At 41.1% G+C, this 16,501-nt stretch carries 11 protein-coding genes; 4 read left to right on the top strand and 7 right to left on the bottom strand.

The window, feature by feature from the left end; all coding sequences use genetic code 11:
* The first annotated feature begins 74 nt into the window (after positions 1 to 74).
* The 3 genes from V7K61_RS27120 to V7K61_RS27130 all read left to right on the top strand — a co-directional run bounded on the left by V7K61_RS27120 (position 75) and on the right by V7K61_RS27130 (position 2,165).
* A complete protein-coding gene (locus V7K61_RS27120) occupies positions 75 to 1,301 on the top strand; it encodes a DUF4336 domain-containing protein (protein WP_335058235.1) in 1,227 nt (408 codons plus the stop codon).
* Positions 1,302 to 1,436: 135 nt separating this feature from the next.
* On the top strand, positions 1,437 to 1,700 hold the full coding sequence (locus V7K61_RS27125; protein WP_099104094.1) for a hypothetical protein: 264 nt from the start codon (positions 1,437 to 1,439) through the stop codon (positions 1,698 to 1,700).
* Positions 1,701 to 2,165 (top strand): type II toxin-antitoxin system VapC family toxin, encoded by a 465-nt coding sequence (locus V7K61_RS27130; RefSeq protein WP_335058237.1) that lies wholly within the window; start codon positions 1,701 to 1,703, stop codon positions 2,163 to 2,165. It begins immediately after the preceding gene.
* On the opposite strand, the gene V7K61_RS27135 is transcribed toward V7K61_RS27130, so the two are convergent.
* From V7K61_RS27135 to V7K61_RS27165, 7 genes are all read right to left on the bottom strand, one after another.
* Entirely contained in the window at positions 2,162 to 3,496 is a 1,335-nt protein-coding gene (locus tag V7K61_RS27135; RefSeq protein WP_335058239.1) for a GTPase family protein, read from the bottom strand. The genes V7K61_RS27130 and V7K61_RS27135 overlap by 4 nt on opposite strands.
* A 120-nt stretch (positions 3,497 to 3,616) precedes the next feature.
* Positions 3,617 to 6,583, bottom strand: a complete 2,967-nt coding sequence (locus tag V7K61_RS27140; RefSeq protein ID WP_335058241.1) for a hypothetical protein — start codon at positions 6,581 to 6,583, stop codon at positions 3,617 to 3,619.
* On the bottom strand, positions 6,559 to 7,593 hold the full coding sequence (locus V7K61_RS27145; protein WP_335058243.1) for an AAA family ATPase: 1,035 nt from the start codon (positions 7,591 to 7,593) through the stop codon (positions 6,559 to 6,561). Before V7K61_RS27145 ends, V7K61_RS27140 begins: the two co-directional genes overlap by 25 nt.
* Positions 7,590 to 8,669, bottom strand: coding sequence for a hypothetical protein (locus tag V7K61_RS27150; RefSeq protein ID WP_335058245.1), 1,080 nt, complete (start codon positions 8,667 to 8,669; stop codon positions 7,590 to 7,592). Before V7K61_RS27150 ends, V7K61_RS27145 begins: the two co-directional genes overlap by 4 nt.
* Positions 8,670 to 8,685: 16 nt before the next feature.
* Positions 8,686 to 9,666, bottom strand: a complete 981-nt coding sequence (locus V7K61_RS27155) for a caspase family protein (protein WP_335058247.1) — start codon at positions 9,664 to 9,666, stop codon at positions 8,686 to 8,688.
* Between the two features lie 708 nt (positions 9,667 to 10,374).
* The gene (locus V7K61_RS27160) at positions 10,375 to 13,002 is read right to left on the bottom strand and encodes a PAS domain-containing hybrid sensor histidine kinase/response regulator (protein WP_335058249.1); all 2,628 of its coding nucleotides are present in this window, start codon (positions 13,000 to 13,002) and stop codon (positions 10,375 to 10,377) included.
* A 319-nt stretch (positions 13,003 to 13,321) separates the two neighbouring features.
* The gene (locus V7K61_RS27165; RefSeq protein ID WP_335058251.1) at positions 13,322 to 14,020 is read right to left on the bottom strand and encodes a rhomboid family intramembrane serine protease; all 699 of its coding nucleotides are present in this window, start codon (positions 14,018 to 14,020) and stop codon (positions 13,322 to 13,324) included.
* A gap of 200 nt (positions 14,021 to 14,220) precedes the next feature.
* Between V7K61_RS27165 and V7K61_RS27170 the strand changes: the two genes are divergently transcribed.
* Positions 14,221 to 16,356, top strand: coding sequence for a tetratricopeptide repeat protein (locus tag V7K61_RS27170; protein ID WP_335058253.1), 2,136 nt, complete (start codon positions 14,221 to 14,223; stop codon positions 16,354 to 16,356).
* Positions 16,357 to 16,501 lie beyond the last annotated feature (145 nt).

A 16,501-nucleotide genomic window follows, 5' to 3' on the forward strand; every position in this document is an offset into this window, starting at 1 on the left:
CAATTTGCTCCCCACTAAGTAAGGAGAGCAAATAAAAACAATTTGAGTATTGGGAATTTGGAGGGGGTTGCAGAGTGGCTGATGAACGCATAGTCAATACACAACAGATTTATCCAAAGGATTTTTCCTGGGGATTATGGCCTGTTGTGCCACTCTACCCCTTTGGTAGGCGGCAGACAATTCGTCAAGAAGTGCTTAAGGACACAATCTGGAATTTTGACCAGATTCAGGGCATTTTCTACGTTGTTGTCCCGATTCGCATGACTGTTGTGAAGTTGGATGGGGGTCTTCTTGTCTATGCGCCTGTTGCACCAACCCCAGAGTGCATCAGACTTGTGAATGAGTTGGTGGCGAAATATGGAAGCATTAAGTACATCATTCTGCCAACTATCTCTGGTATAGAACACAAAGTTTTTGTTGGCCCCTTTGCCAGATACTTTCCGACTGCACAGGTGTTTGTAGCTCCCCATCAGTGGAGTTTCCCGCTAAATCTTCCCCTTAGCTGGCTTGGCTTACCCCCAAAACGAACTCAAGTACTTCCAGAAGATAGCAGCAAAACACCCTTTGCTGACGAGTTTGATTATGCAATGCTGGGCCCCATCGGTCTTGGCCCTGGTAGGTTTGCGGAAGTTGCTTTTTTCCACAAGCGATCGCATACTCTTTTAGTCACGGATTCTGTACTTTCGATCCCAGAAGATCCACCTGCGATCGTTCTATTAGATTCATATCCTTTATTATTCCATGCCAAGGATTCTGCTTCTGATATTGTTGCAGATATTCAAGTAAATCGCCGTAAGGGTTGGCAGCGCATCTGTCTGTTTGCTTTGTATTTTCAACCAAGGGCATTAGATATACGCCAATGGAGTCAGGTATTGCAAGATGCCTTGAAAGCCCCAGAACGCTCAAGGAAAGCTTATTTTGGATTATATCCCTTTAAATGGCAGTCAGATTGGCAGCGATCGTTTGATGCCCTGCGAGGTGATGGGCGTTTGTTTGTCGCACCAATTTTACAAACGTTGATTCTCAACCGCGCACCACAAGAAACCATTGACTGGGCTGATAAAGTTGCAAGTTGGGACTTCGAGCGAATTATTTCTTGCCACTTTGATTCACCGATTAAAGCTAAACCGCATCAATTTCGCCAAGCTTTCTCTTTTTTAGAAAAGCAGCCTGCTGTTAGTGGGGGTTTGTTCGGCAGTAGCAGCTATCCTTTACCAGAGGAGGATTTTAAAACACTTAGGGAAATCGATGCAGGTTTAAATAAGTTTGGCATTGTGCCAGCAGCAAAAGAGAAGGTGTAGGAGAGCGGTATGTAACCCATGCTTTGGTAGTATTGCTAGCTTGTGCTAACCTATGAGTTTTTCACAAATGATTAAGTAAAGTTATGTCCACCGTAGAATAATAGATAAACTAGCTCAGGTAAACCATAGAAGCCTATGCCACAGGCAATTCTTAACCAAATCCTCAATCAGCTTGAAATCTTAGAGCCAGAGGAGTTACAGCAGTTGAATCAGGCTATACAGAGATATATTGTTGAGCAAGAACAAGTTACTCAACGGACAACATTTCACAAAGCACTGTTAACTTCTGGGTTGGTAAAACAACTCAAGCAACCAGCTTACATTCAGCAAACTGAACACCGACTTATTCAGGTACAGGGTAAAACTGTTTCTGAAACAATCATTGAGGAACGCTGCTAGATGGCAGCTTATTATTTAGATAGCAGTGCGCTGGTAAAACGCTACGTCAGTGAGATAGGTTCAGCATGGGTTTTGAGTTTATTTGACCCGCTACTAAAAAATGATCTACTGATTGCTGCTATTACTAGTGTTGAAATTGTCGCTGCCATTACACGGCGATCGCGTGGTGGAAGTATCATTGCTACAGATGCGATCGCAGTATGTAATCAGTTTAAAAGCGATCTCCGGTCTGAATACCAAGTCATCGAAATCACACAGAGCATTATCAACTCTGCAATGGTATTAGCTGAAGCATACGGCTTACGAGGCTACGATGCAGTTCAGTTAGGGGCTGGTTGTGCGGTAAATGCCCTTTGCATAGCTAACAGTTTGCCTCTAGTGACATTTGTATCTGCTGATTCCGAATTGAATGCAGCCGCAGCAAGTGAAGGTCTACTTGTTGAAAACCCCAACAACTACCCCTAATGTTTGATTCCCTTAAACCGTTCTTGCGCTGCCTTAAATGCTTCTTGCATCACCAACTGAATTTTCTCTCGATCGGGTTTCTTCCCTCCCATTAGATCGCCAAAGTAAACACAGGCTGCTTCTCCTAGTGCCCAAGTATAAGCGGCTGCCCAAGAAGCGGCGATCGCACTCCCAATACCTGGTATAAATTTAATTAACTCACGGGCAATTGCCTGTGCTAAAAAACCACCTGCGATCGCACTCACAACGCCTCCCGCTTGAGATGGAGTAACTGTCTGTCCATATAATTTACCCAACAGTCCCACCATTGATACTTGCAAGGCAGTGAGTACGGGCATTGTCGCAAATGGTAGAGGTACAGCAGCCAGAGTTGCAGACATAATCGCAAATGGCAAAATATAACGGCGTGCAGCATCTCGGTAAAGGTTGCCAATTTGCTTGCCAACTTCTTCTCGATCTAATAGCTGATAAATTGCCTGGGCTTCTGCTTGTGGGAGTAGTTCTGCTAAAGAATCTCGCAGTGCTTCTAAGCCATAAAATACCGGAGTATAACCATCTTCTTCTAAGGTAAAGTCAATCAGTACAGAGCGATCGCTTATTCCTGCGAAGGCTTGTTGCATTGCCGCAAATGCGCGGTTGACTTCCTGATAATCTGGCGGATAGGTGGGATGATCGACGGTATCGCCAGGATAAACTTCGTGCAAGCAGGTAACTACCAACAGACAGGGAATGTCTGGATACTTCTGGCGCAGCTGTTGAGCAATTTGTCGTAGGGTGTCAGTTGCAAAATCATTAATTTTGACGGTCAAAAGCAGGATTCTGGCAGAACGAGTTTCCTGTTGTAAATCGCCAACTAACTCTTGAATAATTGTTTGAGTATCTTGTTTGACATCACCCAGACCCACCGTATCCGTAAAAATCAGTAATGGCAGGTCAGTGGAAGGATAGGCATAGCGCTGGGTGTGTTGTGTGTGTGGGCGAAATCCTTGACCGACAATTTCAGCAGCCACTCCCGTCAATCCGCGCACAATAGAACTTTTTCCGGCTTGAGGTTTACCAATTAAGAGGGCTTCTGTGGTTGGCAGTTCGGCTCGGATTTTCTCTAAAATCTCTGCAACCTGAGTATCGCTCACACTAAACCAGTCCACAACTGTCTGTGCCACTTGTTCTACGGGTAGGAGTTGGGTTAGACGTGTTGTTGCTTTGTTCCAGACACCACCAATCTGATTTGTCCAGGAATTATCAACCGACTTGGTAATCCTTTTGTCGCTCGGTTCGCTCAATTGCTGAGAATCAGTTGACGGTAAGTCGGCATCACGTTGCTCAGTCATTTTCATCCAAACGTAGAAGACCCTTTTTGTCATCTTATAGCGATTTTCAAAGGGATAACTAGTACCTTTAGTAGTGTTATGTAGCGGTTCTCGTTTGGATATAATACACAACTTTTCGGTCTACTGACGTTGTCGCAATAGCCAAAACAATGCAGTGCCTGTAATTGCTCCTGATACAATCCCCGAACCAGTTCCCAGAGTAGCCCCGAAAGCGATTTTTGCCACGGAAGTACTTACATAATTTTCTATGAAGTTTGTAACTCCATAGGCTACTGGGATAGCTAGACAGCTAACAGCATCACCGAAGATGCCCGATAACGTCCATACCGTATACAACGATACAGTCTCGTTTAAGATTCCATCTAAGATCAGCGATTGAATTATTTTAACTCCAGCTAAGATTATGACTCCGGCTAAGATTCCGATTCTGTCTCCAGATAAGATTCCAGCTAAAGCTAAGATTCCGGCTCCGGTTAAGATTCCGGCTCCAGCTAAGGCTTCGGCTTTAGCTAAGACTATATCTAAGGCTTCGGCTTGAGCTTGAGCTATATTTAAGGCTTGGGCTATGGCTTTGGCTATGGGTCCGGTTATGGCTAAGACTATTACTCCGGCTATAGCTATAACTCCAGCTACAGCTACGATTAAGGCTAAATTTAAGGCTCCAACTAAGCCTAAGACTATGGCTAAGACTGCGGCTATGACTGCGCCAAAGGCTACGGCACCAGATCCAGCAAAGGCTACCCCTAAAGCTAAGACCACGGCTCCAGTTATAGTTAAGGCTAAGGCTACAGATCCTTCTCCAGCGAAGGTTCCGACTTTTACGAAAGCTACAATTACGGCAAATAATAAGCCAATCCTTGAGATTGAGTTGGTCAGTATCCAGCTAGCTAATATCCAGCGACTGCTCTTAGCCACATACTCTGGTACATACAAGATCAAGATGTACAGCTGTATAACTCCCGCTATAACTCCACTAAAAGCTAATGATAGAGTCAGCATAATAATTGACTCACCCAACCACCCTACACCCCAACCGAAAGCTTGACTTAAGGTAGTGACTAAGAACCATTGAAGCCAAAGCCGCCATTGTGTTCTTTTGGAAGAGGGTACATTCCGCGAAGCTTTTCGCATCCGAACTGCTAGCTTCTTTTGTCTACCAGCCATGAATTCCTGAAAAATGTAGTCTTTCAAAAGACTATCTTCAGGTGCTTTCTTAGCCAGCAAACGAAGCAGCGGTTGAGCCAACATGGCAAGCATGTAAACGTTCTTCTTGGCAATTTCTAATTGCAGAAATCCAACAGAGCCTTGAACAGCAGTCACTAACAACGCTTCAATTGCTAAACGGATCTTTTTTTCCTCTGGAGGGGGAATTTCGGAAATCAAACGTAACCGCAACCAGTCAGGCATATAACCATCCCGGAACCACGGCAAGCGAGCTAGATCAGTGATCTGAGAATCTTGGAGCAAGGTAGATTCATCTTTTGTGCTGAGGTTATAGCCCAAGTAGAGCGTGAGATTCCAATGCATTTGTGGAAAGATAGCACAAGCACTCAACCAGCGATAACCAGCTTTACCTAAATAGCCTTGGAGAGATTTTAAAACCTCATCAATTAGCAATGATTCTGGAGGATCTCGTTCAATCCAACGACGCGATCGCACTCTCAATATTTCTGGAAAAGGTGCCCTAAATTTCTCTGAAGGTGTATAAGGCAATTCTTCATATTTAGTACTATGTACCAAATTTATCAACCCCTCAGATGTAGCGGGTAGAACAGCGAACTGCCGGGATAATTCCAATTCTTGATATCCCCAGTGTTCTGAGGGTTTTGGAGTTAAAATAGCGCGATCGCTCCATTTTGTAAACAGATGGTTCCAAGATTCCAGTTCACCAGTACGGGAACTAAACAACCCTTCAGCATCTGTGAATAGAATCAGGCGATAGTGACTGTATTTTCTGGCAATTTCGTACAGGGTGAGGGGAATCCCTTTACCTGTCATTGGAAAGCAGACGCGTGGATCGCTATCAAAGTAGTAGCCTATGAGAGAAACCTGATTTTGGCTTAACCTGTCAATTATTTCCTTAGCAAATCTCGCCTGGTGGTCATTGTAATTAGTGCGATCAATTAGCACCAGATATTCAGGGAGAAGCTGACGATAACTATATACTGGAGTGAAGTAACCTCCTAACTGCACACTCTTTTCTACCGTTTTTTTTACATTGAGTTCGTGGGATGAAATTGGGATACGTCGTCTAAAATCTTGAGCGATATGTAAAAACAAAACTTTGGGAAACAATTCCTCATCCAAACCAGCAATAGACACTTCCTCTAATTCAGGCTGTTGATTGGTCGAATGACGCGCTAGAAATCGATACGCTTGAAAAGACCACCAACGTTGCCAAACGAAAAAGATAAAAACTGGTAGAAGCACTACTAACACTATGAGTTGCCATTGCGTAACCTGGCTTTTATCTGTAGGTTTGCTAGTTTGAAGTATTGAAGGTTTAGGCTGAAGAGGTGTAGGTTTGCTAGTTTGAGGTATTGAAGGTTTAGGCTGAAGAGGTGTAGGTTTGCTAGTTTGAGGTATTGAAGGTTTAGGCTGAAGAGGTGTAGGTTTGCTAGTTTGAAATATTGAAGGTTTAGCTATTAGAAGTTTAGGCTGGAACGGCATTGCTCTGACAAAAAGCACACCTACAAACGCAAGAAGAGCAATTATCGCAAACCACCACCATTTCCGCTCCTGGTTTTTAAGTTTCCGCAACTCCTGCCGTAGTTTCTTTGCCTTGTTGTCTATTGGTACAGCATTGTTCACGATAAAACCCATGCGTTTCAGCCATTGGTCAAATCGTTGATAGAAATCTTCTTGTTCAGTAGGTGAGTGGCAAAGCAATGGACTAAGAAGAGTTTTAAATCTCTGAGGACGATCTAAATTATCTCCTTGAGCAATAAGCGTAAGTATCAGATTTTGGACGGCAATATACTGCGATGTACCGATTTGATAGTCTGCCTCTCGTAGCTCATCGATGAACTCGATTAGGTTTTCTAAATTTAGCCGATCTAGATTTACTTCTTGCGGTTGCTTATCCATGTTTTAACTATGATCTGAGCCTTGTCTTGATCTTCTGCTCTTTTGATCAAATTACTAAGTGTTTGTAGAGCTAACTCAGGGTTTGTAAGTGGATTCTTTGCATCCTTGGCAGGGTTTTTAAGTGGATTCTCTGCATCCTCCCGGGGAGGTATTTCTCGCAATGCTATCATCCAACCCAAAAGTTCAGCAGTTGTTGGTTTCTTGCGTAAGCCACTTGATGGGTGTCGTAGTGTGTAAAACAGATCCAATGCCGTGGTAAGAAAATCATTGCTACTGTGAGAGTCTAAACCTAATCGATTAGTAACAATTTCTCGTAAACGATCCTTCTCTGGAAAGGGGACGTTGTAATAGATGCAACGCCGTAAAAAGGCATCTGGAAGGTCTTTCTCAGAATTACTGGTAATAATAATAATAGGCTGTAATTCGGGATTAGTTTCAATTGCGACGTTACCTAGTTCTGGTACTCGAAAATACAGGTGTTCCAATTCGTTGAGAATATCGTTAGAGAAGTCGCGGGGTGCTTTATCTACTTCGTCAATGAGAACTACGGAGCGTCTTTTACCAGGATGCTCAAAATCTGGTGGAAGCAGTTTCGCAACCTCTGACTTTTCTTTAGTCAGCAAAATTGCTTTACCCAAAGCATGATATGTCAAATAGTTGAGAGAGCTTCTATCTTTTATACCATTCTGTACATCTTGAAATTGTCTCAAAGTATCATAAGTATAAAATAGATCACGGGCAGTACTTGTAGATTTAGTTTCAAATTTGAGTGGTTTTTCAAAACCAAGTTCCCAAGCGACGCTATAGGCAAACTGGGTTTTACCAGTACCTGGTTCTCCGGTCACTAAGAGGGGCTGTCCCAGAAGCAGAGCAATATTACAAGCATCAACCAGTCCAGGATCTGCAATATAGTTTTTTGGGTTCATTATCTGGGAACGCCGTGATACAGGCAAAGTTGCCGATACATCACTTCGCTTTCTGCCATCACTATGATAAAAGGGAAACTTCATGTGCTTTTGCTCCTTCTAATGTATTCACCCAAAATACTTCTCAATTGAGAAGCTAAACTCTCCATAGGAATTCTTTTAGGTGAATCATTTGATTTGTACTGCTCAAAAATTTCTCGAATTTTCGACTTAATATATTCGTTGAAATCGACTTGTTCCAAGAAATGGTTTCTGCACTGAACACGTGCCCAGTCTTCTACTTCATGTCTAGTAATTCCGTCAAGTTTTGGCAAAACTATGCCAATCAATCTCTTACAACTAGATAATTGAGTAGATAAATGGTTTTCAATAATCATTGAAATATCATTTCTATCGAATGAAAAATCAATTAAACGCCTTTTTCTCTGATAATATTTAATAGATAAAAACACGATTAATTGCTGTTTTTCAGCAAGAGAAGGCCATTTATCCCAAAAGTCTATAAAACTCTCAAGAGTGGATTTAAAACTAGATTTCGGTAAATCATCAGCTAAAAGATGTATATATAATATGACTGGCCCGGGATATTTAGCTAAACAATCATTGATTATTTTATTGGATACATTTCGACGAGCTTGATTTATCTTTTTAGCTATATCTTGTTGAAGCATATAATCAAAATTATCTCTATCTTTAAAATTTATAGGAAAGCTTGGATAATACCATTTAATGCTGGTTTTTTCAGAATCCTGAATATCAAGCAATTCAGGAAGAAAAGTTACTTTTAAACGTGTATAAAATTCATCGTGACATTGATATTCATCACCATGAAAAATACAAAGTAGTGGCTGATTTATTCTTTGATCAAGATTATTTATTGCACCACTAAGCGCGGACTCTTGTCCGCTCCGATTAAGGTAATCAGTTAGTACATAAAGATGCTTAGGTAAGGCTACTGAACTAGGCGCAACAGTTATAAGCCGTGCAAGATCGTCACGTAGCTTTTGCAAGTCTTTTTCAAATTGGCGTTTATTTTTTGTTAAACTTAATGGAATTTTTTCTTTTTCTGGATATTCGGATTCATTTTCATTAATTAAACGCAAATTACCTTCAATTTCGGCTATCTGTTTCTCAATAGATTTTATTTGTTCTTGAGTCATTACTTTAGCATTATGTTTAAAGTCTCATTCCTAGTTTTTGTTCCAACTCTGCAATCTTGCTTTCTGTAGAGCGTAGATTCTTCACTAGTTGTAGTGGAATAGTAGTGAAATCAATATACTCACTCATCCGCTCATCGATCAGTTGTAGATTTTGACGATAATTAGTTAACATTCGTTTCCAAGTAACCACTTGAGCGGTATCCAACCCTGGTGTAATTGATGGAATATTAGCTGTCCAATTTGGTAACGCATAAGGTCTTTTTTCACCCCCAGCATACCAAGCTAAAGCAAAATTATCTTCTAAAATGCTAACTTTAATAATGGGGTGTTGTTTGTCATTTGTCCGTTCTGGAACTTTGCGTCCTACCCACATTGCCAAATCCAATACACGCGAGTAACCGTCTTGCTCAAATGCTCCATAGCCAGCTAGCCCTTCTAACAAAGCTGCTGTATACTCACTATAGGGATCGCCTGTCCAAGAAACTTCATCTTTGCGTGACGAAGCTAGTATAACTCGACCACTGCTACTTCCTAACTGCGCGATCGCTGATGGTGGTAAAGGTGATTTGATTGCTCCCTTTGCTTCAGCTTGTCCACCAGCATGGCAGCAATCAAGGAGTACCAGTAATTTCTTTGCCTGAATAGCTTGCAAACGTTCGGTGAATATTGACCCAGGAATCGCTGTATCCTGCAAATTTTCCAGATTGTATCCGTAAGGTATTAAATAATAATCTGGTGTTTCCATTCCGTGACCGGAAAAGTAAACGATAACTGTATCATCTTTTCCAGTTACATCAGCCAGCCAACTTAAAGCAGATAAGATATTTGTAGCAGTTGCTTCTTCACCAGTTAGCAAACGTACTTGCTCAGTAGGATAGGCACAACGAGATGAATCGCGTAGTAGATTCGCAACGGCAGTAGCATCATCAATTGTGACAGGCAAATCGTAACCTACTCCGACAATAACAGCATACCCTTGTCTGAAGGTTTGGGTCATATTTACATTCGCTCTGAAAAAATACGTTAATGTGTGAGCTTTTGATACAAATTGAGCATACTATTTTTTGCAAGATTGCGAAAGGTGTCACTCAGTAACGCTTGCTCCCTCATCCGTAAAAAATCGCCTATTAGGGTGGCCGCCAAGATTATAAATTGGGACACGTTAGAAACTAATTTTGCAGAGTACGCTTTATTGATTTACTAACTTCTCCAAAAATGATATTAGACCTCTTGCATAAATCAAAAATAAAGAACCCCACCCCGCATTTGAGTAAAGCAAACGCTCCCCTCCCCTTGGTAAGGGGCTACGGTGTATACACAAGTCAAATTACCCCCCTTAATCCCCCCTTCTAAAGGGGGAAACAAGAAATTTATTTCCCTCCCCAATGCATCGGGGAGGGTTAGGGTAGGGTAAAACCTTGGGTTTTTCAGCTATTTCAGACTTGTGTATACACCCTAGAGGGGTTGGGGGTGGGGTATTAGGGACTTTTGCAAGAGGTCTATTGTGTAAAATAAAAATTTCGCAGTGCAAAATCAACCCTTCGCCCCTTACACTTGCCCATTAATAATCTTTTTTGGGAATGTTTTCATCGATCGCATTTCTTACGATTCGGCAATGAAATAACGGTAAATCAGTAGAGCGCAAAGTTTTTCCAGAAGTGCGCTCGCCAACTGTTCAAAAGACGAAGAGAATTACTAATTTATATCATTTTGGCTGAATCAAATCGGCGATCGCTTTCACCAATACATCTGGATCTACTGGTTTGGAAATATGCATTTGAAATCCTGCGGCTATTGCTTGCTGCTGATTCATTTCCCCTGCATAGGCTGTCAAAGCGATCGCTGGTATGTTTCCTCCTTGTTGGGGCGATCGCGATCGCACTTCGCGCATCAGCATATAACCGTCTGTTTTGGGCATTCCAATATCGCTAATTAAAACATCTGGTATCGACTCAGATAGTGCTTGTAATGCTTCTTGTGCTGATGATACGGCAGTTACTTGCACGCCGTAGTCTTGCAAAATAAAGGTAATTAAATCGCGGATATCTGGTTCATCGTCCACTACCAAAACTTGAGTGTCTGCCAGCAGCGAGGATTCCGGCTCAGAATATGAAGACTGATTCTCTTCACCCCAAACCTGTTCGCTTCTAACCAAAAGCGGTAATTCGACACTGAAGGTTGCACCCAGTCCTTCTCCAAGACTTTCGGCTTGAACATTTCCCCCATGCATTTCTACAACCTTACGCACGATCGCAAGTCCTAAACCTAGTCCACCAAACGTCCGTGTCGTTGTGCCATCAGCTTGGCGAAAGTAATCGAACACATAAGGCAAAAAGTCTAGGCTAATTCCCTTACCTGTATCGCTGACCTGAATTTGAACCTGATTACCAGCTTCCATGAGTCGAATTTCTACCCGTCCGCCTGTTGGTGTAAATTTTACCGCATTAGAAAGCAAGTTCCACACAACTTGTTCCAGCCGATTTGGGTCGCCCATCACTTGTCCCAAATTGGTGTCAAATACGGTCTGAATTTGAATTGACTTGGCTTGTGCTGCTAGTTTTACCGTTTCTAGCGCTGCTTCAACTACCATTACCAAGCTAACTGGACAGATATTCAAGTTTAATTTTCCTTGGAGGATGCGCGACACATCCAACAAATCTTCAATTAGCTGGGTTTGTAACTTCGCATTGCGTTCAATGGTTTCTAAGGCGTGGTTAGTAGTTTTTTCATCAAACTTGCGAGTCCGCAGCATTTTTGACCATCCCAGAATTGAGTTGAGTGGGGTTCGCAGTTCATGGGAGAGAACCGCCAGAAATTCATCTTTAATTTTGTTGGCGATTTCTGCTTGTTGGCGTGCTGCCTTTTCGCACTCAAGTAGGCGATCGCATTCTTGTTCAGCCAATTTGCGCTCGGTAATATCCAGTACAAAAGCAACACCATGTTCTTGAGAATCATTCAGCAAAGCTACCCCTAAAACAATCGGTACTCGCTTGCCGTTGCGGTGGATATATTCTTTCTCATAAATTTTGGAAACTCCAGTGGTTTGCACCTCCAAAATGGCGCGATCGTCTAAATCTTGATACTCAACAGGAGTAAGTTCTTTCCAATTAATTCTGCCTAAAGTAGCAAACTCATCACGAGTGTAACCAGCTAGTTGCAGAAAGGCATCATTGGCATCAATCACCAAGCCATGCACATTCCAAAAAGCGACCCCAATCAAGTTAGATTCAAACAAACGCCGAAATCGTGCTTCACTTTCGCGTAATGATTTTTCTGCCCGTTTGTGTTCGGTAATATCGCGAGAAACAACGATTACGCCTTCAATAGTTTGGTCAACATTTCGTAATGGTGTGAGAATATATTCATAATAATGTACGCCATCACGAGTAACATATCTACACTCATCTTTGAGTGGCTGCCCAGTGTTCATCACAGCTTGTCGTTGATTATCTACCTGCGTGATTAGGTCTGGGGGTAAATCCAGTTCTGGCAAAGTTTTGCCGATAATATCTTGGGGATTTAAACCTAGTATAGTTGCTCCATCACGGCTGACATACTGATAACAACCTTGGTGATTAAAAATATAAATATGATCGACTGAGGCGGTGAGAATGGCATTTAAAATATTTGCCTGTTCTTGGACTTGTGTCGTGAGTTCGCGAGTACTTTCTACTGCCTGCTTACACACAGTAGTTTCCATACAAACGCCGATCATTCGCACCGCTTGCCCTTGAGCGTTATAGATAAATTTTCCGTTGGCAGAAATCCAATGTGTACTTTGGTCTGAGCGAACTATACGAAATTCATCATGGTAGTCAGTCTTTTGTGCCAAAGCGTGAGCGATCGCTTGCATTACAGATTGGCTATCTTCAGGATGAACGAACTTCTTAAACGTCTCATAAGGGCTATCAAAACTACTTGGAAGTAGACCAAAAAGCAGTTCATAATTTTCTGACCAGATGACTTGATTGGTAACAATATTCCAGTCCCATAAACCCATCTGAGATACATCTAGAGTTAGCCTCAGCCGTTCTTCACTCTCCCTGAGAAGTGCTTCTAACTGCTGACGCGCCGCACTTTCTTGTTGGAGTTGCTCTAAAACTACTGCTACCTCTGTTGGCATGAGATGTACAGATGTTTCCTTAACTTTAATATGAGAATTTTCTGCTTCTACTGGCAGCTTTCTTTTTAGTTCTGTTAATTTTTCCTCAAGTGCTGCTTGCCTTTGCTGATAAAATCTCTCTGATTGCTCTAACTCAGCTACCCGCTGCTGTAAAACTGCTAATTTATCAGTGAGTTGAAAGTTAATTTTATTAACATTTTGCTTTTGCATATTGTACACCGTTAATATTTCACAATATCGAATTGAAGAGTAGATGTCCTCTACTTTGATCTATGATTTTTTCAACTATCAAATGTAATCTATCAAAGGTTACATAAAAATTAAGTAACAATAACACTAATCATTTGACTTTTTTAATATCTACTTTATGTTTAAGCAAAAACAGTTGAGTAATTTCAGCCAAAAGGTATATATGAGTTTCGATAAATGTAGGGTAAGCACTGCCACTAATATCAAAATTGAGCTTTATGACATCAGTTAGTTAATAGTGCCCACCCTAAAAAATAGCTAGATAGTTAAATAAAAAAGGTTATCTCTTCAATCGAACGAAAGCTGCACCAGATAATAATCCCACAACCTGCCCTAAGAAGACAACACCCGATTGATTTACGCCAACAGGAGGAATATTTAAACTACCGATACCATAAAATAATTGTTGTACAAACCACCAAAATATATAGAAAAAGGCTGGTATTTGGATAGGGATATACAAGATTATTAGCGGCAAAACAGTATCAATTTTAGCTTTAGGAAACTTTATAACATAAGCTCCTAAAATAGCTGCGATCGCACCATTGCTCCCAATCAATGGAACTGTCAAACTCGGTTCAGCCAGAATTTGTATTAGCCCTGTCATCACGCCAGCAGCCAGATAAAATCCTAGATAGCGTCCGTGTCCTAGAAGATTTTCTACAGTTTTTCCAAAAACCCACAAAAATAGTAAATTTCCTAATATTTGACTAAAACTGCCGTGCAGAAATATGCCAAAAAATAGGGTAAATACCCGCCAAATGACAACTATCCAAGCAGCAGAGTTGAAAAAGAGAGCATTGGTAACTGCTCCACTAATCTGCGCTGGAATCATACCCCAAGTATTTACAAAATAGCCTAGTTGACCGCTAAACTCTAGTTGAAGTTCCCATAAAAATACAGCCAGGTTAATGCCAATCAACCAGTAATTTATAATTGGTTTGTTTCGACACCGAATATTATCACTAATAGGAATCATATTAATTCGTAATTCGTAATTCGTAATTCGTAATTCGTAATTAAGACACACAAAATATTCTTATCTACTCCTCTGCTCCTCTGCTCCTCTGCCCCTCTGCCCCTCTGCCCCTCTGCTCCCCACTCCCCCACTCCGTCAGTCCTCCTTAACGTGTGGCAAGATTGAAATCAGATCGCATCGCACTTAACTAGGCAAACAAGATGCTAGGAAACACACTTGTAGGAAGATACCAAATTATTAGTAACTTGGGAGGTGGGGGTTTTGGTGAAACTTTTGTGGCTTGTGATACCCAATTACCTGGTTCACCTCTATGTGTTGTTAAGAAACTCAAACCCCAGGCAAGCGATCCGGTAACTTTGGAAACAGCTAGACGTTTATTTGATACGGAAGCACAAGTTCTGTATAAATTAGGAACTCACGATCGCATTCCTCAACTTTTAGCTTACTTTGAGGAAAATGCCGAATTCTATCTTGTACAGGAATTGATCGAAGGTCATAACCTGAGCCAAGAATTAACATCAGGTAAAATCCTCAGTCAAGAGGAAGTCATTTCACTTTTACAAGAACTTTTGGCAATCTTAGAATTTGTCCATCAACAGAATGTAATTCATCGTGATGTCAATCCCCACAATATCCTCAGACGCCAACCAGATGGCAAATTAATTTTAATTGATTTTGGTGCAGTTAAACAAATTGCTACTCAAGTTATTACTCCTCAAGGTCAAACTTTAGCAACAGTAGCTATAGGTACACCTGGATATATTCCTGGCGAACAAGCTCATGGTACGCCAAAATTAAGCAGTGATATCTATGCTGCGGGAATAATTGCTATTCAAGCTCTCACTGGATTATCACCAGAGGAAATAGTAAAAGATGCTGATACTAATGAAATTATCTGGCACGATAAGGCTACAGTAACACCAGAATTTGCTCAATTCTTAGATAGAATGGTCTGCTACGATTTTCGGCAACGCTATCCTTCGGCAACGGTGGCATTACAAGCGCTGAAAGAGTTAAGACAACCACCTGTTCAGACAATAGCGTTAACTCCTCCTTCTCCACCCAAAAATATCAACAAACCTGAACCAAAAAAAGGTATTTTAGGTAAAATTTTACTAACAATATTTTTCTTTGCTATTGGCGGAGTAGCATCAATATTTATTTGGAGTTACATTAATTCAAATAACGCTATAGAATTATCTAAACAAGGAAATACGTTTTTTGATTTGCAACGTTATCAAGACGCGCTCGAAGTATATGAAAAAGCCGTTAATCTTAGACCAGATTATGCTAAAGGTTGGAATGGTCAAGGCAAAACACTAAATAAATTACGAAAATACAAAGACGCATTAGTGGCGTATGATAAAGCAATTCAAATTCAGCCAGATTATTTAGATGCTTGGATTGGACGTGGTACTGTATTGGGAAATTTACAGCGATATCAAGAAGCGATCGCCTCTTTTGATAAAGCCTTAGAATTAAAGAATGACAACTCAGAAGTCTGGAATGCTAAGGGTGAAGCTTTCAGTAATTTAAACCAATATGACCAAGCAATTAAATCTTATGAAAAGGCAATTGAACTCAAACCAGATAATTATGAAGCTTGGTATAAAAAAGGATTAGCTTTGCAGAATTCTAGGCAATATGAAGAAGCGATCGCAGCCTATCAAAAAGTCGTCGATTTAAAACCAGACTACGAACAAGCTTGGTATAATTTGGGGAATTCACTAGTCAATTTAAAACGCTATCAAGATGCGTTTGCAGCTTATGATAAATCGGTGCAATATCAGCCAGATTATTACCAAGCTTGGATGTCTAGAGGTAATATCTTGCTGAATTTACAACGTTATCCAGAAGCGATTGAATCTTTTAATCAAGTAATTAAATATAGTCCGAGAAGCTATCAAGCATGGTATAATTTGGGATGGTCGCTGCATCAAAATAAACGCTATGAAGAAGCAATAAAAGCTTATAATAAAGCAGCAACGCTTAAGCAAAATAACTATCAACTCTGGTATAATTTAGGGAATTCACAATATATATTGCAGAAATACGAAGATGCGATCGCGTCTTATAATAAGGCAGTTCGTTATAAAGTAGACCATTCTGAAAGCTGGTATAGTAGAGGCAATGCTCTATTAAATTTAAAACGATATCAAGATGCGATCGCTTCTTACGATCGAGCAATAAAATACAAGCCTAATTATCAACAAGCAATAGACGCCCGCAATCAAGCCCAAATTCAACTGCAAGGCGAAAAAGCAAAACCTGTACCTGTAATTGTACCAACTCTTCCATTTCCTAATTCCACCAATCCACCGCAGACGACACCCTAAACCCTAAACTGAACATCAAGGAAGATATCCTATAGGAGTTAAAAAGAATGGAGAGACGTAGCAGTGCTACATCTCTCCAAGGATGATATAGCGTTTCCTAATCACATGAGGTACATTTTAGCCCCCTCCTCGCTTGCGGGGAGGG

Source organism: Nostoc sp. (assembly GCF_036918015.1).
Classification (GTDB): Bacteria; Cyanobacteriota; Cyanobacteriia; order Cyanobacteriales; family Nostocaceae; genus Nostoc.